25 protein-coding genes and 3 pseudogenes are annotated in these 26,275 nt (G+C 47.3%); 17 read left to right on the top strand and 11 right to left on the bottom strand.

Features of this window, described 5'->3' with window-relative positions; translation table 11 throughout:
- Window positions 1-26: 26 nt before the first annotated feature.
- Window positions 27-266, bottom strand: coding sequence for a hypothetical protein (locus ESM_RS01000000124760; RefSeq protein WP_000118581.1), 240 nt, complete (start codon window positions 264-266; stop codon window positions 27-29).
- A gap of 280 nt (window positions 267-546) precedes the next feature.
- Here ESM_RS01000000124760 and ESM_RS0111945 point away from each other — a divergent pair, with 280 nt between their 5' ends.
- Complete coding sequence (locus ESM_RS0111945) at window positions 547-810, top strand: hypothetical protein (protein WP_000753312.1); 264 nt, start codon at window positions 547-549, stop codon at window positions 808-810.
- Window positions 811-1,019: 209 nt separating this feature from the next.
- Here the strand turns inward: ESM_RS0111945 and ESM_RS1000000126720 are convergent.
- A pseudogene (locus tag ESM_RS1000000126720) lies at window positions 1,020-1,271 on the bottom strand (topoisomerase C-terminal repeat-containing protein); the annotation flags it as partial.
- Window positions 1,272-1,344: 73 nt separating this feature from the next.
- Here ESM_RS1000000126720 and ESM_RS0111940 point away from each other — a divergent pair.
- The 3 genes from ESM_RS0111940 (at window position 1,345) to ESM_RS0111930 (ending at window position 4,099) form a co-directional block, all read left to right on the top strand.
- Window positions 1,345-1,935: a plasmid pRiA4b ORF-3 family protein gene (locus ESM_RS0111940; protein ID WP_000982801.1), complete on the top strand. Its 591-nt coding sequence runs from the start codon at window positions 1,345-1,347 to the stop codon at window positions 1,933-1,935.
- Between the two features lie 153 nt (window positions 1,936-2,088).
- Window positions 2,089-2,661: a recombinase family protein gene (locus ESM_RS0111935; RefSeq protein WP_001199097.1), complete on the top strand. Its 573-nt coding sequence runs from the start codon at window positions 2,089-2,091 to the stop codon at window positions 2,659-2,661.
- Between the two features lie 34 nt (window positions 2,662-2,695).
- Entirely contained in the window at window positions 2,696-4,099 is a 1,404-nt protein-coding gene (locus tag ESM_RS0111930) for an ISKra4-like element ISEc51 family transposase (protein WP_000766597.1), read from the top strand.
- Window positions 4,100-4,213: 114 nt separating this feature from the next.
- Here ESM_RS0111930 and ESM_RS0111925 read toward each other — a convergent pair whose 3' ends face one another.
- The 5 genes and pseudogenes from ESM_RS0111925 to ESM_RS1000000129105 all read right to left on the bottom strand — a co-directional run.
- The gene (locus tag ESM_RS0111925) at window positions 4,214-4,420 is read right to left on the bottom strand and encodes a hypothetical protein (RefSeq protein ID WP_000561970.1); all 207 of its coding nucleotides are present in this window, start codon (window positions 4,418-4,420) and stop codon (window positions 4,214-4,216) included.
- Window positions 4,421-4,514: 94 nt separating this feature from the next.
- Window positions 4,515-5,354, bottom strand: a complete 840-nt coding sequence (locus tag ESM_RS0111920; RefSeq protein WP_000964936.1) for a toll/interleukin-1 receptor domain-containing protein — start codon at window positions 5,352-5,354, stop codon at window positions 4,515-4,517.
- 12 nt (window positions 5,355-5,366) lie between these two features.
- Window positions 5,367-5,801, bottom strand: coding sequence for a hypothetical protein (locus tag ESM_RS0111915; RefSeq protein WP_010378354.1), 435 nt, complete (start codon window positions 5,799-5,801; stop codon window positions 5,367-5,369).
- 70 nt (window positions 5,802-5,871) lie between these two features.
- A pseudogene (yacB, locus tag ESM_RS01000000124755) lies at window positions 5,872-6,140 on the bottom strand (type II toxin-antitoxin system toxin YacB).
- Window positions 6,088-6,273 (bottom strand): annotated as a pseudogene (locus ESM_RS1000000129105) (hypothetical protein); the annotation flags it as partial. The pseudogenes ESM_RS1000000129105 and yacB, both read right to left, overlap by 53 nt.
- 140 nt (window positions 6,274-6,413) lie before the next feature.
- On the opposite strand from ESM_RS1000000129105, the gene fimA reads away from it, so the two are divergent.
- From fimA to fimH, 7 genes are all read left to right on the top strand, one after another.
- Window positions 6,414-6,968, top strand: a complete 555-nt coding sequence (gene fimA / locus ESM_RS0111905; protein WP_000695575.1) for a type 1 fimbrial major subunit FimA — start codon at window positions 6,414-6,416, stop codon at window positions 6,966-6,968.
- A 66-nt stretch (window positions 6,969-7,034) separates the two neighbouring features.
- Window positions 7,035-7,574: a fimbrial protein gene (locus ESM_RS0111900; RefSeq protein WP_000831509.1), complete on the top strand. Its 540-nt coding sequence runs from the start codon at window positions 7,035-7,037 to the stop codon at window positions 7,572-7,574.
- Window positions 7,575-7,610: 36 nt separating this feature from the next.
- On the top strand, window positions 7,611-8,336 hold the full coding sequence (gene fimC / locus ESM_RS0111895) for a type 1 fimbria chaperone FimC (RefSeq protein ID WP_000066584.1): 726 nt from the start codon (window positions 7,611-7,613) through the stop codon (window positions 8,334-8,336).
- A 66-nt stretch (window positions 8,337-8,402) separates the two neighbouring features.
- The gene (gene fimD / locus ESM_RS0111890; protein ID WP_000120906.1) at window positions 8,403-11,039 is read left to right on the top strand and encodes a fimbrial usher FimD; all 2,637 of its coding nucleotides are present in this window, start codon (window positions 8,403-8,405) and stop codon (window positions 11,037-11,039) included.
- 9 nt (window positions 11,040-11,048) lie between these two features.
- Window positions 11,049-11,579, top strand: a complete 531-nt coding sequence (gene fimF / locus ESM_RS0111885) for a type 1 fimbria minor subunit FimF (protein ID WP_000837649.1) — start codon at window positions 11,049-11,051, stop codon at window positions 11,577-11,579.
- 12 nt (window positions 11,580-11,591) lie between these two features.
- Entirely contained in the window at window positions 11,592-12,095 is a 504-nt protein-coding gene (fimG, locus tag ESM_RS0111880) for a type 1 fimbria minor subunit FimG (protein WP_000872022.1), read from the top strand.
- 18 nt (window positions 12,096-12,113) lie between these two features.
- A complete protein-coding gene (gene fimH / locus ESM_RS0111875; protein WP_010378345.1) occupies window positions 12,114-13,016 on the top strand; it encodes a type 1 fimbria D-mannose specific adhesin FimH in 903 nt (300 codons plus the stop codon).
- Between the two features lie 184 nt (window positions 13,017-13,200).
- On the opposite strand, the gene gntP is transcribed toward fimH, so the two are convergent.
- Entirely contained in the window at window positions 13,201-14,544 is a 1,344-nt protein-coding gene (gntP, locus tag ESM_RS0111870; protein WP_000558241.1) for a gluconate permease GntP, read from the bottom strand.
- 339 nt (window positions 14,545-14,883) lie between these two features.
- On the opposite strand from gntP, the gene uxuA reads away from it, so the two are divergent.
- From uxuA to iraD, 4 genes are all read left to right on the top strand, one after another.
- On the top strand, window positions 14,884-16,068 hold the full coding sequence (gene uxuA, locus ESM_RS0111865) for a mannonate dehydratase (RefSeq protein ID WP_000438564.1): 1,185 nt from the start codon (window positions 14,884-14,886) through the stop codon (window positions 16,066-16,068).
- Between the two features lie 80 nt (window positions 16,069-16,148).
- The gene (locus tag ESM_RS0111860; protein ID WP_000208207.1) at window positions 16,149-17,609 is read left to right on the top strand and encodes a fructuronate reductase; all 1,461 of its coding nucleotides are present in this window, start codon (window positions 16,149-16,151) and stop codon (window positions 17,607-17,609) included.
- A 213-nt stretch (window positions 17,610-17,822) separates the two neighbouring features.
- Entirely contained in the window at window positions 17,823-18,596 is a 774-nt protein-coding gene (gene uxuR / locus ESM_RS0111855) for a Uxu operon transcriptional regulator (RefSeq protein WP_000833695.1), read from the top strand.
- A 409-nt stretch (window positions 18,597-19,005) separates the two neighbouring features.
- Window positions 19,006-19,389, top strand: coding sequence for an anti-adapter protein IraD (gene iraD, locus ESM_RS0111845; RefSeq protein ID WP_010378341.1), 384 nt, complete (start codon window positions 19,006-19,008; stop codon window positions 19,387-19,389).
- Window positions 19,390-19,436: 47 nt separating this feature from the next.
- Here the strand turns inward: iraD and ptsP are convergent, their stop codons facing one another.
- From ptsP to dhaK, 3 genes are read right to left on the bottom strand one after another with little or no spacing between them, the layout of a single operon-like run.
- Entirely contained in the window at window positions 19,437-21,815 is a 2,379-nt protein-coding gene (gene ptsP, locus ESM_RS0111840; RefSeq protein WP_024257681.1) for a phosphoenolpyruvate--protein phosphotransferase, read from the bottom strand.
- 3 nt (window positions 21,816-21,818) lie between these two features.
- Entirely contained in the window at window positions 21,819-22,451 is a 633-nt protein-coding gene (gene dhaL / locus ESM_RS0111835) for a dihydroxyacetone kinase subunit DhaL (RefSeq protein ID WP_000701649.1), read from the bottom strand.
- Between the two features lie 12 nt (window positions 22,452-22,463).
- Window positions 22,464-23,528, bottom strand: a complete 1,065-nt coding sequence (gene dhaK, locus ESM_RS0111830; RefSeq protein ID WP_000733763.1) for a dihydroxyacetone kinase subunit DhaK — start codon at window positions 23,526-23,528, stop codon at window positions 22,464-22,466.
- Between the two features lie 324 nt (window positions 23,529-23,852).
- On the opposite strand from dhaK, the gene ESM_RS0111825 reads away from it, so the two are divergent.
- A complete protein-coding gene (locus ESM_RS0111825) occupies window positions 23,853-24,935 on the top strand; it encodes a glycerol dehydrogenase (RefSeq protein ID WP_000357808.1) in 1,083 nt (360 codons plus the stop codon).
- A gap of 65 nt (window positions 24,936-25,000) precedes the next feature.
- On the top strand, window positions 25,001-26,269 hold the full coding sequence (locus tag ESM_RS0111820) for an MFS transporter (protein ID WP_000203405.1): 1,269 nt from the start codon (window positions 25,001-25,003) through the stop codon (window positions 26,267-26,269).
- Window positions 26,270-26,275: the final 6 nt, after the last annotated feature.

Raw genomic sequence — 26,275 nt, 5'->3', positions numbered from 1 at the left:
AAAGGCCGCATATGCGGCCTTGTATGTCACTGCCACATTTGTTTGGCTGTAGCTACCTGTTCCTTGATATGGCTGTGCAGCCCAGGCGAATTTGGCATTTTCTGGTAAATGTGCCAGACCATTTCCTTTTCAAAATCTTGGAAGGTTGCTCCTGCTGCCTTTGCCGCACTCATGGCTTCCTGGGCATCCTTATGATCAAGCGGGTGCACGGCAAAAATACAATCAATATCCCCAAATCCTCGTGCAACTTTTTGTTTCCAAGACATATTAAACTCTCCCTATTATTCAGTGGTAAGTCACTAAATTTTATCAGATCAGTTAGCCTCAAACCCGGCCGCACATCGCGTTTCCGGCGAAACTTTCTGGTAATCAACGCATTAAATGATCATAAACAAAATTACAAAAAAAATACAAATAATTACATTATTCTTATTGACAATAGCGATAAATAAAAAAGCAAGCTATTGAGCTACACAAAAACATCTGATAGCCTGTTTCTCGAAATCACAATCACACCCATATGTCAACCAATAAAAGGGGGGATTTATGAAAAAAACATTAACCCAACAAGGTGCATTTCGTAAAGAACGCAAGGCATTACAACGCGCAATAGCTAACGGTTTAACCGAAAAAGATATTGTCATGGAAATGGTCAAAAGAATGGATAATCCAGATTCAGCAATAACTTTGAATCAGGCTTCAGCAGCCGTCATGTATCTGACTGCGCTTTGCAATAAAGAAACCCCAATCACTGATGCTGTAAATGCTATATTGCAACCATCGCCAGATGTTATCGTACAACCTGTATAACAGATAAGATATTTAATACAACAAAAGCTAAGGCTGTCTTTTCAGCCTTAGCTTTATTTCCTCACATCAAAAAGTTTCATTTTTGTCATATTCTCCTTTTCATGCTAACGGCACAATCTGAAGACTGACAAACCACCCCTGGTTAATCGGATGCTTCAGACGTGCCATTGGATGTTATAATATGGAGAACAAGGGATAATCAACTATTGCTACTTTTTGGGGGTAAATTCAAACCCTAATTTTCCTGTTGCTTTATCAATCAATTTAACTTTAGCCGAAAATTCTTTATTCGTCCTGGAACTAACAAACCCTTTTAACTCTCCTGTAATACCTTTTGTTAGTAAGGTTTCTACTTGCTTGTCAGAAAGAGCCTTGCCAGAGAAGTTCTTCCAGATTTTAAATTCACATCCTGTACAGAAATAACCTTTTGGCCTGATAGCAATCTGCTTGCCACAGGAAGGAGGGCATGAAAAACCCTGGGGCAGTCACTGAATGAGGGACCAGCAGCGGTAAAATAACCGGCATAATTTTATAATGATGCCTCCGTTAGTTATGAAGGTTTACGTCATTAAAATTGCTGTTCGTGGTGTCAGTCCTATGGTCTGGCGTCGGCTGAGGATTGCAGCCGATACATCACTGGCTGCACTTCATTTTATTATCCAGATCATTCAGGGCTGGGGTGATGACCACCTGCACCAGTTTCATATTTACGGTAAAGATTACGGTATCACTTACGAGGGGGGAATTGGTTTTCCAGATAACCCGTTCCAGGTTGTGATTGATGATTTTGAGTTTGATGTCGGCGATCGCTTTACTTATGAATACAATTTCTTTGAGCACTGGATTCATGATATTCGCGTTGAAGCCATTTATGAAAACACCGAGCTGAAAACGCCATTTTGTATAAGTGGTCATGGTATGCCCGGAGCCACAGTTGCAGATGAGTTTGATAAAACCCTGGCGTTTCTTGAAGCTATCGTTAATGCAGATGATGAAACAACGATTGGTGAGATTCGCCCTTTTGCTGACGACCTGGACGCTGTCCGGTTTAACCGCAACAAAATCAACCGGCGGCTAAGCAAACTCAACCTTGCCTCTCCAGCGCTGGAGCCTGAGGTAATTTAGCTGGGGCGTCGTCGCTGACTGCTTCTATAAAGGTATACGTTTTCAATATGTCCTTCAGTTACCCGGAAAAATATCTATAAACCTCCATAAATCGGTGTTTATGAATTATTCTTTAAATCTCTATAATGTTTAAAGACATTCCGGAGGTTTCACATGCAATATGCCTACATCAGGGTGAGCTCAGCCGACCAGAATACAGCACGTCAGGAAGAGGCATTGTTAAAGGCGGGTTTTCAGCCAGATAAAATTTATGTTGAACATGCCAGTGCTAAGGATACAAACCGACCGGAGTTGCAGAAGCTCCTTGAGCAACTGCGCCCGGGAGATACGCTTCTTGTCCATTCCATCGATCGCCTTTGTCGGAATATGATGGATATGTGTGCTGTAACAACCAGGCTTCGGGAGATGGGCGTTACCCTTATTTTTCTGAAGGAACAGCTTACGTTCAATGCAGGAATAAGCAATCCAATGCAGGAGTTACAGTTGCACATGATGTCTGCATTCAGTCAGTTTGAACGTGCTTTACTGAAAGAAAGGCAGGCTGACGGTATTGCAGCGAAAAAAGCGCGGGGAGAAAAAACAGGGCGTCCCTGCGCAGATATCAAAAAAGTTCAGGAAATTGATGAGCTCAGAAGTCGTGGAGTCAGACTCAGGATCGCCTGCGACCATGCTGGTCTCGGCGTTTCAACATATTATAAGCTTCGCAACCAGATGAAAAACCAGTAACCAGGAGATAATCTCACCACCGCCGGAGGCAATAATGAAACTGATATTTCAGATAGTTATAACCGATGAATCAGGCTCCAGTCGAACGGAAGAACTGATGAACCTGCAGAAATCAGGAGATGCCCTGAATGATATCGGATTATCAGTTTCAGAATCGAAGCAGTTGTTGGGGGCAGTCCAGAAGTCGCTGGTTCAGCAACAGGCTGACGAATATATTCACCAGAATATCCGATGTCCTCACTGCCTTACGAAGCGCAGAATCAAAGGCCAACAAAAAATCCAATACCGGACGTTGTTTGGCGTTATTCCTGTATCAGGGCTTCGGGTGTATCGGTGCCGCTGTGAAGAAAGTGCAACAAAAACAGTCAGTCTGCTCAGTGACTGGGCTGGAGATCACACTCACCCTGCACTGAAATATATAGAAACCCGCTGGGCCTCTTTGATCTCGTATGAAATGACGGTTCGTTTACTAAAAGATGTCCTGCCGGTAGGGTACAGTCTGAATGCCTCAACAGTGAGGAATCATTTATGCCGTGTGGCACAGCGTCTTGATTCTGAGGCAGAATCACATTCCGGCTTTATTTCAGGTTGCCCCCGCGACTGGGGAAACCTGCCAAAACCGGGAAAACCTCTGGTGGTGGGTATTGATGGCGGTTATGTCCGCGATCGGGATAACAAGAAACGTAATTTTGAAATTATTGCCGGTAAATCATTTTCAATCGGAGCACCGGCCGACGCACGTCGCTTTGGTTTTGTCCAGAAGAGCGACTGTCATCCGGAACGTCGGCTCATGGCACACCTCTCTGCTCAGGGAATGCAGGCTAACCAGCAGATATTCTTTTTATCCGACGGCGCGGATAATCTGAGAGAACTGCAGTTCGGTATGTACCCTGAGTCAATTCATGTGCTTGACTGGTTTCATATAACGATGAGGCTGACGGTGTTAATGCAATATGCAAAGGGGTTGCAGGCATCAGAGCCAGCGACGGGCAGTAAGGTGTTATCGCTTCTGGAAAGCAGTAAACGATATCTCTGGCACGGTAATGTTGCCACTGCACTGGATCGCATTGACGATTGCGTTATGTATTGTGATGACCCTGAACTCAACTATGTAAACCTGAAAGCCCTGCAAAAACAGCTGGATGAGATGTATACCTACATCCGTAATAATCAGATGATGATCCCAAACTACGGAGAAATGTGCCGGTATGGTGAGCCGGTTTCAACAGCGTTTGTCGAGTCAACAATCAACGAAGTGATCGCCCGACGAATGGCCAAAAAGCAGCAGATGCAGTGGAGTAGAAAGGGCGCGCATTATTTGTTACAGACCAGAACTGCAGTCCTGAATAACGAACTACGGGACAAATTCGCCAGTTGGTATCCCGGTTGTACGATAGACGCTCAGAGTAGAGGGACGTTATCCGCTATGGCAGCATAGCTACTGCCCCAAGGTTTTTCATGCTCTCCTCGTTCAACTCAATTCTCTTAGCGTGGGAAAATTTCCGTTTTCCAAGCGGCCCCCTGATACCCCGGCGAACCGGGGCGTTAATGATTATTCGATTTCTATTCCAATACGCCTGGCATCAGCAAGGGTAATCTCGAGCCCTTCAGGATGGTCATAGCGTGCGCCAACCCCGGAACCAACCGGGAAAACATCAGCGTCAAGACGCGTTACTGATTCTCCGCTGTCTGCATACAGGATATCGACGTTGCCTTCTGAATTAATACGACCAAAAACTTCGGAAATTGATGCGATCATTTTGAAAACCTCGTGGGGGTTCACTTGGTATTCGGAAAATAAACCACGTCAATACCAATGTAATCATTATTTGATTACCTGTTAGCGAGCCTGGTTAGTACTTGCCAGCAGCCACGCTATAAATAGCATCAAGGTTTTTGAATATATCATTATTGGTAAAATTTGGAGTTAAATCTCCATTTTCAATCTTAGATTCTGCATCATTTCGTATTTTCTCCAACATTTCTGATGTTACTTTATGCATATGCTTCATATCAAGCAGAAATGAAAAACCTACACTACCTACACTTTTTCTCACCTCAGTACCGACTATCCCCTCAAATGATTCCATCTTCAAATCTGGACGGTCGACGTGAGGTTTTTTCCTCAACATAGAACTCAGCAATATTTCAGTAAATATCCATGGCGATTTTGTTTTACCCCCATCATAAACAGAATTTGCAGTATTAATAAAGAAAAGAGAATCTGCAGAATCAATCATTTTTGTTAACGCAGATGATAATATCAAATTAAGGGAACCAGCTAGCTTGTTACACTCTTCATATACATAGGTGTTTTTTTCACCATCAACTGCGTTAAATCTCTTATTCAGTTTTAACATTGCTTCATCTAAATACCCCCACACTTCTGAGTCTATAAATGATTTTATCCCCAATCGCTTATATAAGAAATTTGCCAAGGCGACGGCTTTTTGTTTATCTTGATGACTGTGTGATATAAAAACATGAGCATCAACTCCAGGAAACCAATTATTAACAAAATCAATATAATCCACTTCATAAGTCAACTTACTATCATTTTCTTTAGTTGTAGTATTGATAATTTTTGATACGGGACTATCCAATTTCAGTTTAGGGTCTAAGCCTTGGTTATACTCAGGATTAGTAATTAAAAATGAACTGTTGTCAATATCAAAATTAAGCGCATAAAGCATATCACATATCCTTTATGAAGACATTGCAAAAAAAACAATAATGATCAAAAACAATGGCGCATGGAATAATATAACTGTTTTTGAAAATAGTGACTCCGTATATTTTAATGTTTCAACACCTTTTAACTCTTCGTATTGCATCGGGTTAATTCTAAAAAAATTGACATTTTCATCATCACTTTTCTTTTCAGATAAAATATTATAAATTTTTCTAAAAATCCTTTCTTGCTGTAAGTAGTAAGCATCAAGGAGAAAAAAAGAAACTGAAGTTACCATTAACGCCCAGAAAATAGCGTTTCCATAATGGATGATATCTTTCTTTAAAGCAATAACACCTATAAATATAGTCAAGTCCCAGCCTTTAATATAAAAAGAATTAGATGCCATTCTGGATATAATAGACTGAAGAATCCCTAAGCCCGCGATTTTTGCATCTAAAGTATTCATACAATACCTCAATAAATCATATAAAACTTTATATCCTCCATTTTTGTCCTCTTTTGTCAACTCTCTATGGCTACTTTTGTGCAGTATGTAAAACCCACAAGATATACACTTTCCCCCACTGGCTATCGACTTCATACATCAGAACAAAATGCGGGTGAATAACCAGTTCCCGGGTTCCTTCCACACGGCCATAACGGCCTTTATATGGTCAGTCAGACTGCTGGCCGAATAACTAATCCATTCGTCCAGTTCAATGGCAGCCATCAGGTTCTGCTCCGCAATGTAATCACGAATGCGTTTTCTGTCCTGGCTGGTCAGCATGGTCCAGAATATCTCCATCATTTACCGGCCTGCTCATCTTATCCCGCCATGCAGCAGTAGAGAATTCGACCATGTCATGAGGAAGCACATCACCGCACTCGAGTTGCCGACGTCCTGCCTCAACTTGGTCACGGAACCAGGACATATGCCGCGTCAGCGGCATGGAAGGCGGTACTTTTCATTTTTTGGGGGAAAACTGTGCAGTGTTGGCAGTCAAACTATCTATCTGAACAAAGTGTACAGAACGACTGCCCATGTCGATTTATACGTAGATTTAAAAAGGAAAGCAGTATGAAAATTAAAACTCTGGCAATTGTTGTTCTGTCGGCGCTGTCCCTCAGTTCTACAGCGGCTTTGGCCGATACTACTCCCACGACGGTAAATGGTGGGACCGTTCACTTTAAAGGGGAAATCGTTAATGCTGCTTGTGCGGTTGATGCTGGTTCTGTTGATCAAACCGTTCAGTTGGGCCAGGTTCGTACTGCTACTCTGAAGCAGGCTGGAGCAACCAGCTCTGCTGTCGGTTTTAACATTCAACTGAATGATTGCGATACTTCTGTTGCAAGCACAGCCGCTGTTGCCTTCTTGGGCACAGCGATTAACAGCACTAATCCTAAAGTACTGGCTCTGCAGAGTTCAGCCGCGGGTAGCGCAACAAATGTTGGTGTGCAGATCCTGGACAGAACGGGTACTGCGCTGGCGTTGGACGGTGCGACATTTAGCGCACAAACAACCCTGAATAATGGCACTAACACCATTCCGTTCCAGGCGCGTTATTATGCAATCGGCGAGGCAACCCCGGGTGCTGCTAATGCGGATGCAACCTTCAAGGTTCAGTATCAATAATCCACTCAGGTTTTAGGGAAATAATTATGGGCAAGGATGCCCGCCCCCTGCGCGATAAAAATAACGATGAAAAGGACGAAATTATTTCTAGTAGCGTCGTTACTGCCGATGTTTGCACTGGCCGGAAATAAATGGAACACCACGTTGCCCGGTGGAAATATGCAATTTCAGGGCGTCATTATTGCGGAAGCTTGCCGGATTGAAGCTGGTGATAAACAAATGACGGTCAATATGGGGCAAATCAGTAGTAACCGGTTTCATGCGGTAGGGGAAGATAGCGCCCCGGTGCCGTTTGTTATTCATTTACGGGAATGTAGCACGGTGGTGAGTGAACGTGTGGGCGTGGCGTTTCACGGTGTCGCTGATGGCAAAAATCCGGATGTGCTTTCTGTGGGTGAGGGGCCGGGAATTGCAACCAATGTTGGTATTGCCTTGTTTGATGACGAGGGAAACCTCGTACCGATTAATCGTCCACCAATACACTGGAAACGGCTTTACTCAGGCGCGACTTCGCTACATTTCATTGCTAAATATCGCGCAACAGGGCGTTGGGTTACTGGCGGCATGGCTAATGCTCAGGCCTGGTTCTCCTTAACCTATCAGTAATTGTTCAGCAGATATTGTGATAACAGGAACAGGACAGTGAGTAATAAAAACGTCAATGTAAGAAAATCGCAGGAAATAACATTCTGCTTACTGGCAGGTATCCTGATGATCGTAACAATGATGCTTGCCGGACGCGCTGAAGCGGGAGTGGCATTAGGTGCGACTCGCGTAATTTATCCGGCAGGGCAGAAACAAGTTCAACTTGCCGTGACAAATAATGATGAAAATAGCACTTATTTAATTCAATCATGGGTAGAAAATGCTGATGGTGTAAAGGATGGTCGTTTTATTGTGACGCCACCTCTGTTTGCGATGAAGGGAAAAAAAGAGAATACCCTGCGTATTCTTGATGCCACAAATAATCAATTGCCGCAGGATCGGGAAAGTTTGTTCTGGATGAATGTAAAAGCGATTCCGTCAATGGATAAATCAAAATTGAACGAGAATACGTTACAGCTCGCGATAATCAGCCGCATTAAACTCTATTACCGCCCGGCTAAATTAGCGTTGCCACCCGATCAGGCCGCAGAAAAATTAAGATTCCGTCGCGGCACAAATTCTCTGACGCTGATTAACCCGACACCCTATTACCTGACGGTAACAGAGCTTAATGCCGGAACTCGGATTCTTGATAATGCATTGGTGCCTCCAATGGGCGAAAGCACGGTTAAATTGCCTTCTGATGCCGGAAGCAGCATAACTTATCGAACAATAAATGATTATGGTGCACTTACCCCAAAAATGAAGGGCGTAATGGAATAACGCAGGGGGAATTTTTCGCCTGAATAAAAAGAATTGACTGCCGGGTGATTTTAAACCGGAGGAATAATGTCATATCTGAATTTAAGATTTTACCAGCGAAACACGCAATGCTTGCATAATCGTAAGCCTTGTCTGGCTGGTTTTTTTATCCGGCTCTCTGTTGCCTGTGCATTTGCTGCACAGGCACCTTTTTCATCTGCCGAACTCTATTTTAACCCGCGCTTTTTAGCGGATGATCCTCAGGCTGTTGCCGATTTATCGAGTTTTGAAAATGGACAAGAATTACCGCCGGGAACGTATCGTGTCGATATCTATATGAATAATGGTTATATGGCAACACGAGATGTCACGTTTAATACGGGGGAGAGTGAACAAGGGATTGTCCCTTGTCTGACACGCGCACAACTCGCCAGTATGGGGCTGAATACGGCCTCTGTTTCCGGTATGAATCTGCTGGCGGCTGATGCCTGCGTACCATTAACTTCGATGATCAATGAAGCCACTGCGCATTTAGATGTTGGCCTGCAGCGGCTTAACCTCACGATCCCGCAGGCATTTATGAATCAGCGTGCGCGTGGCTATATTCCACCAGAGTTGTGGGATTCAGGTATTAATGCCGGATTACTCAATTATAACTTCAGTGGAAATAGTGTGCAGAATCGGATTGGGGGTAACAGCCATTATGCATATTTAAACCTGCAGAGTGGATTAAATATTGGTGCGTGGCGTTTACGCGACAATACTACCTGGAGTTATAACAGTAGCGGCAGTTCATCAGGTAGCAAAAATAAATGGCAACATATCAATACCTGGCTTGAGCGAGACATAATTCCGTTACGTTCTCGCCTGACGTTGGGCGATGGTTATACCCAGGGCGATATTTTCGATGGTATTAACTTTCGCGGCGCACAGTTGGCCTCAGATGACAATATGTTACCCGATAGCCAGAGAGGATTTGCCCCGGTGATCCACGGTATTGCACGTGGTACTGCACAAGTATCTATTAAACAGAACGGGTATGACATTTATAATAGTACGGTGCCACCGGGGCCTTTTACTATTAATGATCTCTATGCCGCAGGTAATAGTGGTGACTTGCAGGTAACGATTAAAGAGGCCGACGGCAGCACACAGATCTTTACCGTACCCTATTCGTCAGTACCGCTCCTGCAGCGTGAGGGACATACACGTTATTCCATTACGGCTGGAGAGTACCGCAGTGGTAATGCGCAACAGGAAAACCCCCGCTTTTTCCAGAGTACGTTACTCCACGGCCTCCCGGCTGGCTGGACAATATACGGCGGTACTCAACTGGCGGATCGTTATCGTGCTTTTAATTTCGGTGTCGGGAAAAACATGGGGACATTGGGGGCTCTGTCCGTGGATATGACGCAGGCTAATGCCACACTTCCCGATGAAAGTCAGCATGACGGACAATCAGTGCGTTTTCTTTATAACAAATCGCTCAATGAGTCAGGCACGAATATTCAGTTAGTGGGTTACCGCTATTCGACCAGCGGATATTTCAATTTCGCTGATACAACATACCGCCGAATGAATGGCTACAACATTGAAACGCAGGATGGTGTTATTCAGGTTAAGCCGAAATTCACCGACTATTACAACCTCGCTTATAACAAACGCGGAAAATTACAACTTACTGTCACTCAGCAAGTTGGGCGCACATCAACACTTTATTTGAGTGGTAGCCATCAGACTTATTGGGGAACGAGTAATGTCGATGAGCAATTCCAGGCCGGATTAAATACCGCATTCGAGGATATCAACTGGACGCTCAGCTATAGCCTGACGAAAAACGCCTGGCAAAAAGGACGAGATCAGATGTTGGCTCTTAACGTCAATATTCCTTTCAGCCACTGGCTGCGTTCTGACAGTAAATCTCAGTGGCGACATGCCAGTGCCAGCTACAGCATGTCACACGATCTCAATGGTCGGATGACCAACCTGGCCGGTGTATACGGTACGTTGCTGGAAGACAACAACCTAAGCTACAGCGTACAAACCGGATATGCCGGAGGTGGCGATGGGAATAGCGGAAGTACAGGCTACGCAGCGCTGAATTATCGCGGCGGTTATGGCAATGCCAACATAGGTTACAGCCATAGCGATGATATTAAGCAGGTCTATTACGGAGTCAGCGGTGGGGTATTGGCCCATGCCAATGGCGTAACGCTGGGGCAGCCGTTAAACGATACGGTTGTGCTGATTAAAGCGCCTGGAGCAAAAGATGTAAAAGTCGAAAACCAGACAGGTGTTCGTACCGACTGGCGCGGTTATGCCGTGCTGCCTTATGCCACTGAATATCGGGAAAATAGAGTGGCACTGGATACCAATACCCTGGCTGATAACGTCGATTTAGATAACGCGGTCGCTAACGTTGTTCCCACCCGTGGGGCAATCGTGCGAGCAGAGTTTAAAGCGCGCGTTGGGATAAAACTACTCATGACGCTGACCCACAATAATAAGCCGCTGCCGTTTGGTGCGATGGTCACATCAGAGAGTAGCCAGAGTAGCGGCATTGTTGCGGATAATGGCCAGGTTTACCTCAGCGGGATGCCTTTAGCGGGAAAAGTTCAGGTGAAATGGGGAGAAGGGGAGAATGCTCACTGTGTCGCAGATTACAAACTGCCACCTGAGAGTCAGCAGCAGTTATTAACCCAGCTATCAGTTGAATGTCGTTAAGGGGGCGTGATGAAAAGCAAACCTTTTTATCTTCTGTGCGCTTTTTTGTGGCTGGTTGTCAGTCACGCTTTGGCTGCGGATAGCACGATTACTATCCGCGGCTATGTCAGGGATAACGGCTGTAGTGTGGCAGTTGAATCAACCAATTTTACCGTTGATTTGCTGGAAAATGCGGCGAAGCAATTTAACAACATTGGGGCGACGACTCCGGTCGTTCCTTTTCGTATTTTGCTGTCACCCTGTGGTAATGCCGTCTCTGCTGTAAAGATCGGATTTACCGGTGTTGCAGATAGCCATAATTCCAACCTGCTTGCACTTGAAAAGACTGTGTCAGCGGCTGCGGGACTGGGAATACAGCTTCTGAATGAGCAACAAAATCAGATACCACTTAATGCCCCATCGTCCGCGATTTCGTGGACGACCCTGACGCCGGGTAAACCAAATACGCTGAATTTTTACGCCCGGCTAATGGCGACACAGGTGCCTGTCACTGCGGGGCATATCAATGCCACGGCAACCTTCACTCTTGAATATCAGTAACTGGAGATGCTCATGAAATGGCGCAAACGTGGGTATTTATTGGCGGCAATGTTGGCGCTCGCAAGCGCGACGGTACGGGCAGCCGATGTCACCATTACGGTGAATGGTAAGGTCGTCGCCAAACCGTGCACAGTTTCCACCACCAATGCCACGGTTGATCTCGGCGATCTTTATTCTTTCAGCCTGATGTCTGCCGGAGCGGCATCGTCCTGGCATGATGTTGCGCTTGAGTTGACAAATTGTCCGGTGGGAACGTCCAGAGTCACCGCCAGTTTCAGCGGGGCGGCTGACAGCACCGGATATTATAAAAACCAGGGAACCGCGCAAAACATCCAGTTAGAGCTACAGGATGACAACGGCAACACATTGAACACCGGCGCAACCAAAACTGTTCAGGTGGATGATTCCTCTCAATCTGCGCACTTTCCGTTGCAGGTCAGAGCATTGACGGTAAATGGTGGTGCCACCCAGGGAACCATTCAGGCAGTGATTAGCATCACCTATACCTACAGCTAACCCGAAGAGATGATTGTAATGAAACGCGTTATTACCTTGTTTGCTGTACTGCTGATGGGCTGGTCGGTAAATGCCTGGTCATTCGCCTGTAAAACCGCTAATGGTACGGCTATTCCTATTGGCGGCGGCAGCGCCAATGTCTATGTTAACCTTGCGCCCGCAGTGAATGTGGGGCAAAACCTAGTTGTGGATCTTTCGACGCAGATCTTTTGCCATAACGATTACCCGGAAACCATTACAGACTATGTAACACTGCAACGAGGTTCAGCTTATGGCGGCGTGTTATCTAATTTTTCCGGAACCGTAAAATATAATGGCAGTAGCTATCCTTTTCCTACCACCAGCGAAACGCCACGCGTTGTTTATAATTCGAGAACGGATAAGCCCTGGCCAGTGGCGCTTTATCTGACGCCTGTCAGCAGTGCGGGCGGAGTGGCGATTAAGGCTGGTTCATTAATAGCCGTGCTCATTTTGCGCCAGACCAACAACTATAACGGCGATGATTTCCAGTTTGTCTGGAATATTTATGCCAATAACGATGTGGTGGTGCCTACCGGTGGTTGTGATGTTTCTGCGCGAGATGTCACCGTCACTCTGCCGGACTACCCCGGCTCGGTGCCGATTCCTCTTACCGTTTATTGTGCGAAAAGCCAAAACCTGGGGTATTACCTTTCAGGTACAACTGCAGATGCGGACAACTCGATTTTCACCAACACGGCGTCGTTTTCGCCAGCACAGGGCGTCGGCGTGCAGTTGACGCGCAACGGTACGATTATTCCAGCGAATAGCACTGTGTCATTAGGGGCAGTAGGGACTTCAGCGGTAAGTCTTGGGTTAACGGCAAATTACGCACGTACTGGAGGGCAGGTGACTGCAGGTAATGTGCAGTCAATTATTGGTGTGACTTTTGTTTATCAATAAAGAAATCACAGGGGTTGCCAATGCGAGTACGCAATATTTGCCTGATGGCTATCAGGCTTACAAAACCTGTATGTTAGCTTTTTGTAGGCCAGATAAGACGCGCCAGCGCCGCATCTGGCATAAACAAGGCGCACGTTGCCAACCATCCGAACTGAGCCTGCCAATGGCAGGCTCTGATATTCCTTTACGCCACCATACTGATAATCAACACAATAATCAGCCCAACCACGGAGTTGACCAGCTCCAGCAGACCCCAGGTTTTCAGGGTGTCTTTTACTGACAGATCAAAATAACCTTTGAACAGCCAGAAAGAGGCATCGTTAATGTGGGTGAGGGTGTTGGAACCCGCGGCAGTTGCCAGAACCAGCAGCGCCGGATTTACACCAACCAATTGACCGGTTGCCGGATCAAGAATTGCGGCACTGATAATCCCGGCGGCGGTCATCGCTGAAACGACACCCTGACCAGTCGCCAGACGAATCAGCACGGTGATCAGCCACGCCATGATGTATGGAGAAATGTTGCCGTGCGACATCAGCATGCCGATGGTGTCACCAATGCCTGTGTCGATAATGGTTTGCTTCAGCACGCCGCCTGCACCGATGATCAGAATCACCATCGCAATACTTTTTACCGCGCTTTCAAAGGCGTTCATCACCCACTGCATGTCGTGGCCGCGTGCGGTGCCAAAGAGTACGAACGCAACCACCATCGCGATAAACATCGCAATTGGGGAGGAACCAATAAAGTTAACCACTTCCCATGCCGGTGTGTCTTTTACTAACCAAATATTAGCGATGGTGGTGGAGATCATAATGATCGCCGGGATCAACGGCACAAGAATGGAAATGCCGAAAGAGGGCAGGTTATTCATATCTACCGGTTGATCCGCTTTCAGGAATGACGGCGTTGGGCGCTCAAGATTACCGAGAAACTTCGGCAGGATCAGCCCCGCACAGATAACGCTGGGAATAGTCACCAGCACGCCATAGATGTAAACCATCCCCATATCTGCGCCGTAAGCATTGACCAGCGCCACCGGACCCGGCTGCGGTGGGAACAGTGAATGTGCGGTGGTTGCAGCCGCTACTGCCGGGATAGCCAGTTTCAGGAAGGGAATTTTAGCTTCGGCGGCAATCACGATCACCAGCGGTGCCAGCATGATAAAGGCCACTTCATAGAACATCGCCAGACCGAAAATCAGGCCGATGATGATCACCGATATCTGAACATAGCGCAGGCCGAGACGCGCCAGCAGCGTGTGCGCTATCTGGTGAGCCGCACCAGAGTCAACCATCAGCTTACCGATGACCGCACCGAACACCACGATGATCGCCAGTTCCCCCAGCGTGTTGCCAAAGCCCGCTTTCATGGTGTGCAGCAGCGACATCAGATCCATGCCCGCCAGCATCCCAACGGACAACGCTGCCACCAGCAAAGCCACCATCGAGTTGATCTTGAACTTCAAATTCAGTACCAGCATCAGGCCGATGCCGAATACCACCCAAAGAATGTTAAGCACATGCATAACGTTTTACCTTACCTGGTTGAACCATTGCTATTTTGGGCGACATGTTATGTAAATTGGTCAACCATTGTTGCGATGAATATCACATCCCCCGATCAATAACCGCTGAATACCCTTTGCTGTAATTTGCATCAACCTGTGTGAGAGTGGATTTCTTGTGATGTGGTTAACCAATTTTAGAATTCGGGTTGACATGTCTTACCAAAAGGTAGAACTTATACGCCATCTCATCCGATGCAACGCCACGGCTGCGGTCTGGTTGTTCATCCGGATACCTAAACAACTCCGGGGTTCCGCGTCTCTTCGCTGTGGAACCCGCTATGTGAAAGAGGAAATATCATGGAACAGACCTGGCGCTGGTACGGCCCTAACGATCCGGTTTCTTTAGCTGATGTCCGTCAGGCGGGCGCAACTGGCGTGGTTACCGCGCTGCACCATATCCCGAACGGCGAAGTATGGTCCGTTGAAGAAATCCTCAAACGCAAGGCTATCATTGAAGACGCGGGCCTGGTGTGGTCTGTCGTGGAAAGCGTGCCAATTCACGAAGATATCAAAACTCACACTGGCAACTATGAGCAGTGGATTGCTAACTATCAGCAGACCCTGCGCAACCTGGCGCAGTGCGGCATTCGCACCGTGTGCTACAACTTCATGCCGGTTCTCGACTGGACCCGTACTGACCTCGAATATGTGCTACCGGACGGCTCCAAAGCACTGCGCTTCGACCAGATCGAATTTGCTGCATTCGAAATGCACATCCTGAAACGTCCAGGCGCAGAAGCGGATTACACCGAAGAAGAAATTGCTCAGGCAGCAGAACGCTTCGCCACCATGAGCGATGAAGACAAAGCGCGTCTGACTCGTAACATCATTGCGGGTCTGCCGGGCGCGGAAGAAGGCTACACCCTCGATCAGTTCCGTAAGCACCTGGAACTGTACAACGATATCGACAAAGCCAAACTGCGCGAAAACTTTGCTGTCTTCCTGAAGGCGATCATTCCGGTTGCGGAAGAAGTTGGCGTGCGCATGGCTGTTCACCCGGACGATCCGCCGCGCCCGATCCTCGGCCTGCCGCGCATCGTTTCCACCATTGAAGATATGCAGTGGATGGTTGACACCGTAAACAGCATGGCGAACGGTTTCACCATGTGTACCGGTTCTTACGGCGTGCGTGCTGACAACGATCTGGTTGATATGATCAAGCAGTTCGGTCCACGTATTTACTTCACCCATCTGCGTTCCACCATGCGTGAAGAAAACCCGAAAACCTTCCACGAAGCGGCGCACCTGAACGGTGACGTTGATATGTACGAAGTGGTGAAAGCGATCGTTGAAGAAGAGCACCGTCGTAAAGCGGAAGGCAAAGAAGACCTGATCCCGATGCGTCCGGACCACGGTCACCAGATGCTGGACGACCTGAAGAAGAAAACCAACCCTGGTTACTCCGCTATTGGTCGTCTGAAAGGCCTGGCCGAAGTTCGCGGTGTCGAACTGGCGATCCAACGCGCTTTCTTTAGCCGTTAATACTCACCGGCATGGCTTCGCGCCGTGCCGGTTCCTTCTTCCTTGCCGTCACTCTCTGAAGACGGATTCTGGAGTTTACGATGACTACTATTGTTGACAGCAATCTGCCGGTTGCCCGCCCGTCATGGGATCATTCTCGTCTGGAATCACGCATTGTGCATCTCGGTTGCGGGGCGTTCCACCGCGCGCACCAGGCGCTGTATACCCACCATTTGCTGGAAAGCACCGACAGCGACTGGGGGATCTGCGAAGTTAACCTGATGCCAGGTAACGACCGCGTGCTGATCGAAAACCTGAAAAAACAGCAACTGTTGTATACCGTGGCGGAAAAAGGCGCAGAAAGCACCGAGCTGAAAATTATCGGTTCGATGAAAGAAGCGCTGCACCCGGAAATCGACGGTTGCGAAGGCATTCTGAACGCGATGGCGCGTCCGCAGACGGCAATTGTTTCCCTGACGGTCACGGAAAAAGGCTACTGTGCCGACGCGGCAAGCGGTCAGTTGGATCTCAATAACCCGCTGATTAAGCACGATCTGGAAAACCCGACCGCGCCGAAGTCTGCAATTGGTTACATCGTAGAAGCCCTGCGTCTGCGTCGTGAAAAAGGGCTGAAAGCTTTTACGGTGATGTCTTGCGACAACGTGCGTGAGAACGGTCATGTGGCGAAAGTCGCAGTACTGGGACTGGCTCAGGCTCGTGATCCGCAACTGGCGGCATGGATTGAAGAGAACGTGACTTTCCCGTGCACAATGGTTGACCGCATTGTTCCGGCGGCTACTCCTGAAACATTGCAGGAAATTGCTGACCAGTTGGGCGTTTACGATTCGTGTGCCATTGCCTGCGAGCCGTTCCGTCAGTGGGTGATTGAAGATAACTTCGTCAATGGTCGCCCGGACTGGGATAAAGTCGGCGCACAGTTCGTTGCGGACGTTGTTCCGTTCGAAATGATGAAACTGCGTATGCTTAACGGCAGTCACTCTTTCCTGGCGTACCTCGGTTACCTCGGTGGTTATGAAACCATCGCTGATACCATGACCAACGCGGATTATCGCAAAGCGGCCTTTGCTCTGATGATGCAGGAACAAGCGCCGACGCTGTCGATGCCGGAAGGTACAGACCTGAACGCGTATGCGACGCTGCTGATCGAGCGTTTCAGCAACCCGTCTCTGCGTCATCGCACCTGGCAGATTGCGATGGACGGCAGCCAGAAGTTGCCGCAGCGTCTGCTGGATCCGGTTCGCTTGCATTTGCAAAACGGCGGTAGCTGGCGTCATCTGGCACTCGGCGTCGCGGGCTGGATGCGTTACACCCAAGGGATTGATGAGCAAGGCAACGCCATCGACGTGGTCGACCCGATGCTGGCGGAGTTCCAGAAGATCAACGCGCAATATCAGGGGGCGGAACGTGTGAAAGCTCTGCTGGGTCTGAGCGGTATTTTTGCCGATGATCTGCCGCAGAACGCGGACTTTGTTGGCGCGGTGACGACTGCATATCAGCAACTGTGCGAACGTGGTGCGCGTGAGTGCGTGGCTGCTCTGTAACTGACTGATTACCCTACAGACTGACTGGTCAATCAAATTTATATTTGGTTGACCAGTTTTCGTTTTTTGCCCACCTGTACGTGCCAACTTCCAGTGCAAATGGTATAGTTTGAGATTAACGGGTGCCGTAAAATTGCCCGTTGTAGGCCGGATAAGGCGTTCATGCCGCATCCGGCAAAAATTTGATTAACCGCACCTAACGGACACAACACCATGAAATCTGCCACCTCTGCGCAAAGACCTTACCAGGAAGTCGGGGCAATGATCCGCGATCTGATCATTAAGACGCCGTACAATCCTGGCGAACGGCTGCCGCCGGAGCGTGAGATCGCAGAAATGCTCGACGTCACGCGTACTGTGGTACGTGAAGCATTGATCATGCTGGAGATCAAAGGGCTGGTAGAAGTACGCCGTGGTGCCGGTATCTATGTTCTTGACAGTTCCACCAGTAAGAGTGCGGACAGCGCAGATGTTAACGCCTGCAACGACGCTGGTCCTTTTGAGCTGTTACAGGCGCGCCAGTTGCTGGAGAGCAACATAGCCGAGTTTGCCGCCTTGCAGGCAACACGGGAAGACATTGTGAAAATGCGCCAGGCATTGCAGCTTGAAGAACGCGAACTGGCTTCCAGTGCGCCGGGCAGCAGCGAAAGCGGTGACATGCAGTTTCACCTCGCCATTGCCGAAGCAACCCATAACAGTATGCTGGTGGAGTTGTTCCGTCAGTCCTGGCAGTGGCGGGAAAACAATCCGATGTGGATCCAGTTGCACAGCCATCTGGATGACAGCTTATACCGCAAAGAGTGGCTGGGCGATCACAAACAGATCCTCGCGGCGTTAATCAAAAAAGACGCCCGTGCGGCGAAGCTGGCAATGTGGCAGCATCTGGAAAATGTGAAACAGCGTTTGCTGGAATTTTCCAACGTCGATGATATCTATTTTGATGGTTATCTCTTTGACTCCTGGCCATTGGATAAAGTTGACGCCTGAACCCTTATTTCTGGTGCAAAGTTGAGCTGCTTTGCACCGGGTCTTGTAGCCATGTAATAACATATATTATTAATAATAAACTATGAGTAATTTAATAATTACTTATTACATATCTTTTATAAATATTATATCTCTATTTAAATCTGAGTAATCATTCGGAATAATCAAAATATATTGATTTGTTTCTATCTGATTTAGTGATTTTTATCAAATTATATCTTTTTAAATAAAAAGTAAGTGGATCTTCATTTCTGTTCAGGGTCTTATACTTCGCGGGCAAGAATTAGGCCTGTATCAGTCACGGACGTAATGAGCAAAAAGGAATGACTATGGAAAATGAGCATCAACTCAGTGGTATCCTGCCGTCAGGGCAAGATATCGATGCCGCTAAACGTCAGGAGTGCGCAAAATGATGCGCCAATTACTTCAGACCGTATTACCTGAAAAAACAGGAAGCAATACATCATTGCTGCGTGATTCCGTATGCCAGGATCTCTTTCAACTTTTTAATTCTCCTCATTCACCGCTACCAACATTACTTGTTTCTGGCATGCCTGAGTGGCAAGGGCATAATAAGTGCGACAAACGTCTCCAGAGTTGGTATTGCCGCCAGTTGCGTTCCGCTCTTTTATTTCATGAACCACGTATTGCAGCATTGCAGGTGAGTCTGAAAGAAGTATATTGCCACGATCTGGCAATCAGTCTGGAGATGATGCTGTACCACGACGATGAACCGCTAACATTGGAATTGATCTGGCAGAGTAATGGCTGGTGTTGCTTGATGCCGCAGTAAACAGTGGAAAATGCGATACGTGTAAGACGTATCGCATTGGGTATGCATTAGTGGGAAGCTCTGATTGCCGCTTTCAGGGCCGGAAGGCGGGATGAACTGGCGCTGAGTTTATCAATTCCCATGTTGAGCAGAAGCGTTGTTTGTTGGGTATCTCCGGCCATTTCGCCACACATACTGACTGGAATTTCATTGTTACGTCCGGCCTGACACACCATAGCAATAGCTTTGATCACCGCATCATTACGATAATCGACCAGTTCTGCGACGGTACTATTTCCCCTGTCTGCCGCCATAATATATTGCGTCAGATCGTTAGTGCCGATGGAGAAGAAATCAACCTCGCTGGCTAATTTATCCGCAATCATTACAGCGGCCGGAACTTCAATCATAATTCCCAGTGCCGGAAGATTTTCAGTAGCGATCTTCAACAATTTGGCCTGCTCTTGTATCAATGTTTTGACAGCATTGACTTCCTCAAGCGTTGAAACCATTGGCAGCATAATTTGCAGCGTGGGATATTCTTTCCCCGCCCGGATAAGTGCGCGTAATTGAGGAATAAATATTTGTGGATGCGCCAGGCACAGCCGAATGCCGCGCAGACCAAGGAATGGGTTGTCTTCTGACGGCAGCGGGTACGACGGCAACGGTTTATCGCCACCAATATCCAGAGTGCGGATAGTTACTGGTTTATCGCCAAAAGCACGGGCAACAGAGCAATACACGCGAAATTGCTCTTCCTCATCGGGTAATGTCGCTGACTCATGGAATAAAAACTCTGTGCGTAGCAAACCAACGCCTTCAGCTCCGTGAGATAGCGCTGCCTCAATGTCTTGCAGGTCACCAATATTCGCCAGTACGCTAATTTTACGACCACTTTGCGTGATAGCGGGCAGCATAGCATCAGCTAACTGACGATCCCTTTTTTGCTGCCAGACTTCAGATCGTTGGAGCAAATCCAGGCGGGTAATTTCATCCGGATTTAACCACAAGCGACCGGTTTCACCATCAAGGATAACCATTTCGTTATCGCGGACGTTTTGCGGGGTAATATCTGCCTTCACAATCGCAGGAATACCCATCGCTCTGGCAAGAATAGCAGTATGCGACGTTGTTCCCCCATGATGGAGACAAATGCCAAGAATATGCTCTTTATTCAGGCTGGTTATCTGCGAGGGCAACAGATCGTTGGCTAACAAAATACAGGGTGCGGTAGTCATAAAGAGTTGCTCACTTACCCCGCAAAGCTGGTTCAGTACCTGACGCGTAAGATCACGGATATCAGCCTCGCGTTCACGTAAGTAGAGTGTTTCTGCCTGACAATATTGTTCTGCCAATGCCTGCATGATTTCTAACCATGCGAATTCCGCCTGTTTGCCCTTTGCCAGATTTTGCTGTAATTGCCGGTTAATCTCGGGATCTTCAAGCATTATCTTATGGGCGGCAAAAATATCGCCTTCAGGTCCTGCTGCTTTATCAGCAAGTTCACGAACTACAGCGTCGATTGCACACTCAATTCGCGATAGTTCTTCTTGCGGAGAATTGACCGTTCGCTGCGTTATTTCCGGTAGTTCACAGGTAAACCATTTTACCGGGCCAATAGCGATACCATTTTGTACCGACAGGCCTGATATTGCGCCATCAACAGGGGCGCTTACTATCGGCATTGTTGTTGGCAGAATCTCAGAAGAGGCGAGCAGGTGAGCCTCACCAAAATGATCTTTCGCCAACGTTTCAATTGCCTTAAGAGCATCACTGGCATCAACGCCTTCGGCCTGGAAGATGATTTCATCGCCACAGCGGACACCCAGCATTGCCAGTTCGTTGAGGCTTCTGGTGCTGGCGCGTTTATCCCCTTTGATGACGATGATGTTTGCAGAGTATTGCGCTGATACTTTCAGGATGCTTGCTGCCGGACGCGCATGAATACCGTGGGGATTACGTATCGTCCAGCAAAAGGTTTGCCATTCGACGGAATGATTGACCTGTGATATCGCAGGTGCAGCAGTGTCTGCAAGATGAGGCGTGAGTTGCTGCTGTTTGGCACATAGGGCAAGATCCACTTCAGCGATAATCTCCGCGGCCGAAAGTCCTGCTGCCGCAGACGTCACCGCAGACATGGCACCTTCCACTATCGGTGCCGCCAAAAGATAGATAGCACTTCTCTGTTCTTCAGAAAGCAATTCCAGAGCCATCTCTGTACTAAGCAATGCACTGCCCATATCCATGAGAACCAGAACGCCTTCCGGCGTCCAGACCGATTCAATAGCAGACATAATTGCTATGGCATCAGTGCCAATCGGATTTTGCGGATCATCAATACCTGCAGCAATAGCCAGAGGAACGACACCACCAGACATTTGAAGTGCTAACTCCTCAATCCCCTGGGCGAGGCGTAGGCTATGAGAAACAATAACAATAGCAACCATAATTTATTCCGCGAATCCTTCCTGCATAGCCTTAATCATCAGCCAGGAGGAGGTAGCGCCTGGATCCTGATGGCCCACACTGCGAGCGCCCAGATAGCTGGCTCGCCCTTTTTTCGCCTGCATATTGATGGTGTTATCAACTGCGGTTGCAGCATCTTGCACCATCGTATTCAGCAGGAGGGAATGCGACATTCCGTCTTGCAGGTTTTTTTTGGCTTCGTTGAGTACCGGAACCCAGACATCACACAGTGTTTTGTCCCCTTGTTCTGCTTTTCCTCGCGCGATGACTCCGGCAATTCCTTCTTCCAGACACGCCAGCCACTCTTCCAGACTTAACTCCGTTCTGGCTCCGACCGCCGCAGAAGCACGAATAAATAATGTGCCGTAGAGGGGACCACTGGCTCCACCTACACTGGAAAGCAGTTTCATACCGGTATTTTTAAGGATGTTGCCAATATGCTGACGTTCAATGTCGGGTAAGATCGCTTTGACCGCACTGAAACCACGATTCATATTGAGACCGTGGTCGGCGTCACCAATATCTCTGTCTAGTGCAGTTAAAAAGTCTTGTTGTTCAGTGAGATGTGTCGCACAACTCTCCAGCCAGGCGATAATATGTTTGTTTTGAATTTTCATATAATGTCCTTATTAACATCCCCAACGAAGAGCCGGTGTATTTACCGGGGCATCCCAAAGCTGCAAAAACTCTGGGGTACACTTCAGCAGGCTAATGGAAAATCCTGCCATGTCTAATGACGTGCAATAATTACCGACCAACTGGCGTGTAATCTTAAGTCCCTGGCGCTGTGCTGCGCGCATAAATACCCTGGTTACACCATATAATTCTGATTCAGGTGTGCTGCCAAGTCCGTTAATTAATACAATATATTCAGCATTTTTATCGAATGATTCATTCATTGATGCCGCGTCAATCCATCCACCGGCATGGCGATCCCAATGGCGTAATGTGCGTCGCCAGGGCGTATTATCCAGTAACTGCGCTATCACGTCGTCGATTAAAGAGTTCAGGTCTTGCAAGGGACGTCGTTCAATACCGGGTTCACCGTGGATCCCAACACCAAATTCAATTTCATTATCTGCCAGTTCAAATGAGGGTTTTCCCGCAGCGGGAACAGTACAGGCTGATAGTGCGATGCCAAAGGAGCGGGTGGCATTGTTAACATCTTTGCCAAGTTGCTCGCATTGCCCAAGGTCATAACCCTGAAGCGCAGCCGCGCCGACAATTTTTTCGACAAACACCGTCCCCGCAACTCCGCGACGCCCGGCTGTGTACAAGCTGTCTTTTACCGCTACGTCATCATCAATAATGACTGTGCCAACGGCGATGCCTTCTTCGTGTAGCATCTCGACTGCGGTTTCGAAATTAAGAATATCGCCAGTGTAATTTTTGATAAAAAACAGAACACCAGAGCCATTATCAACCGCTTTAGCACATTCGATCATTTGATCTGGTGTTGGTGACGTGAAGACTTCGCCAGGGCAAGCGCCAGTTAACATACCCATGCCAACAAAACCTGCATGTAGTGGTTCGTGGCCGGAGCCACCGCCTGAAACCAGCGCCACCGCATTATCGTTCTGTTTGCACCACACATACCGGGGAGAATAATTTGCCTGCAGGTGTGGCCAGGTGGCGATGAGTCCTTCCATTTGTTCTGTCACAACAGAATCAATCTGGTTAATTAATTTCTTCATAGTCATTCCTGTTCTGATAATTACGTAAACCGCGCTAAGGATGTTTGCGAGATTAATTCTCCAGACGCAACAAAACAAACTAAAGGATAATAAGATTCATAATGAAACGGTTAGTTCATGCTGTTGTTTCAAAATGAAATGGAACCTGTGATGGAATTGGGGGATTGTGATTAAAGCTTAAAAAATATTTTTTATTATTGTCTAAGGATGATGTTTTTTACAGCATGATCATAAAACATAATTTTTCGTGAATGAAACATTTGCCGCCACTGGATGCAACGAGTAGGTTAACGGTGAGGCAAAACAAGTTACGCGAGGAATGACATGGATAAGATTATTATAAGTCCGGCTAAATATATTCAGGGAAATGGTTCTTTGGATAATATTGCTATGTATGCGGCAAGTTTGGGAACCGCACCATTAATTATTGCAGATGATTTTGTTACCGGTCTGGTTGGTGACAGGGTCAATAATAGCTTTGCAAAAGAAAATATCGTTGCGGATTTTGATATTTTTTGTGGTGAATGTTCGCAGAATGAAATTTCGCGAATTCGTGATAAGTTTAACCAGCGTAAATATAATGTTGTTATTGGTATTGGCGGTGGTAAAACGCTGGATACAGCAAAAGCCGTAGCATATTACCAAAAAGTTCCGGTAGTGGTTGTACCGACAATTGCTTCCACGGATACGCCAACCAGTTCGCTGGCGGTAATTTATACCCCGGAAGGTCAGTTTAGTGAATATCTGTTTTTCCCGAAAAATCCAGATATGGTGATTATGGATACAGGCATCATTTCAGCCGCGCCAGTGCGTCTGTTGGTAGCCGGTATGGGAGATGCGCTGTCAACCTGGTTTGAAGCGCGAGCCAATCAGGCATCAGGAAAAGCCACAATGGCAGGCGGGGCGTCCACACTGGCGGCGCTGGCTATTGCCCGGCTTTGTTATACCACGCTGTTGGAAGATGGTTTTAAGGCAAAAGTCGCGGTTGAACAGGGAGTTAGCACCAAAGCGGTAGAGAATATTATCGAAGCTAATACCTATCTTAGTGGCATTGGATTTGAAAGTAGCGGCCTGGCTGCAGCTCATGCTATCCATAATGGTATGACGCAACTGGAGGAATGCCATCATTGCTACCACGGTGAAAAAGTGGCATTTGGTGTTCTGGTTCAACTCATACTGGAAAACGCACCACAGGAGGAAATTGAAACCGTACTTAATTTCTGTAGTAGCGTTGGCTTGCCAACAAATCTCTATATGTTGGGGGTGAAAGAAATTAACAAGGATAAATTACTGGCAGTTGCTGAAGCAGCTACTGCTGAAGGAGAAACTATCCATAATATGCCATTCGAGGTGACCGCGCAGGATGTTCTTTCCGCAATTTTGACCGCACATAATTTAGGACTTTAAAAAATAAACGGCCTGTACAAAGCAGGCCGCTGGTGACGTTTAAAATACTTCATTCGGGAATAAATATGACCAGTAACTGGAAACGTTGGATCACGCTGGCGTTATGCGGTATTGCCGGAAGTGCAATATATAAATTACCTTATCTTCGGGAAACCTATTACGATGCCATGCAACAGGCTACCGGAGCAACCAATGCTGAACTTGGTTTTTTAATGACAGCCTATGGACTGGTGAACTTTGTATTATATTTACCGGGCGGTTGGGCCGCTGATAGATTTTCAGCAAGAAAATTAATGACATTTTCATTAATATTAACCGGAATTAGCGGTTTTTATTATGCGACTTTCCCCTCGTATACCATGATCTGTCTGTTACATGCACTTTGGGCTGTGACAACCGTATTTACGTTTTGGGCCGTGTGTGTGCGTATTATTCGTACCCTGGGATCCAGTGAAGAACAAGGGCGCTTATATGGTTACTGGTTTCTTGGTAAGGGATTAACCTCCATTGTACTAGGTTTTCTTTCCGTGCAGGTATTTGCCAAATTTGGTGAAGGTGTCGATGGTTTACGGGCGACAATTATATTCTATTCCGTAGTGACTATTCTGACCGGTGTTTTAGCCTGGTTTGTTTGTCAGGATGAAACGCACAGCGAAGATAAAGCCAATTTCCGTCTGGCGGATATGGCATTCGTGCTGAAAATGCCGACGGTTTGGCTGGCTGGTGCTGTGACCTTTTGTATGTGGTCAATTTATATCGGCTTTGGCATGGTCACGCCGTATCTCACGCAGATCCTGCATATGGGCGAATCGGAAGTGGCAGTTGCCAGTATTCTTCGCGCCTATGTGTTATTTGCGATGGGCGGGTTAATTGGCGGACAACTGGCTGACCGCTGCGCGTCACGCACGCGTTTTATGATCTACGCCTTCATCGGCATGATTGTCTTTACTACCGTTTATTTCTTCCTGCCTGGTGAATCTCGTTATGTCACCATCGCGTTGGCGAACATGGTTGCCCTGGGCGTGTTTATTTACTCCGCGAATGCAGTGTTCTTCTCAATTATTGATGAGGTACGTATTCCGGCAAAAGTTACAGGGACTGCTGCTGGCTTGATCTCTTTACTGACCTATTTCCCGGAAATCTACTGCTACACGATGGTGGGCAATATGGTCGACCGTAAACCGGGTATTGCCGGTTACCAGGATGTCTTCCTGTTCATGCTGGTTTGCGCATTCATCGGCCTTATCGCCGCGCTGGTCCTCCAGCGTGTGAATCGTAAAAGTAAGAATCAAGGTAATGAAATTACTCAAAACAATGTGGACTGTGCATCCTGAGTCCGA

This window comes from Escherichia sp. TW09308 (assembly GCF_000208565.1).
Lineage (GTDB): Bacteria > Pseudomonadota > Gammaproteobacteria > Enterobacterales > Enterobacteriaceae > Escherichia > Escherichia marmotae.
The sequence above is the reverse complement of the archived record's forward strand: the minus strand, read 5'-3'. Positions and strand labels throughout refer to the sequence as shown.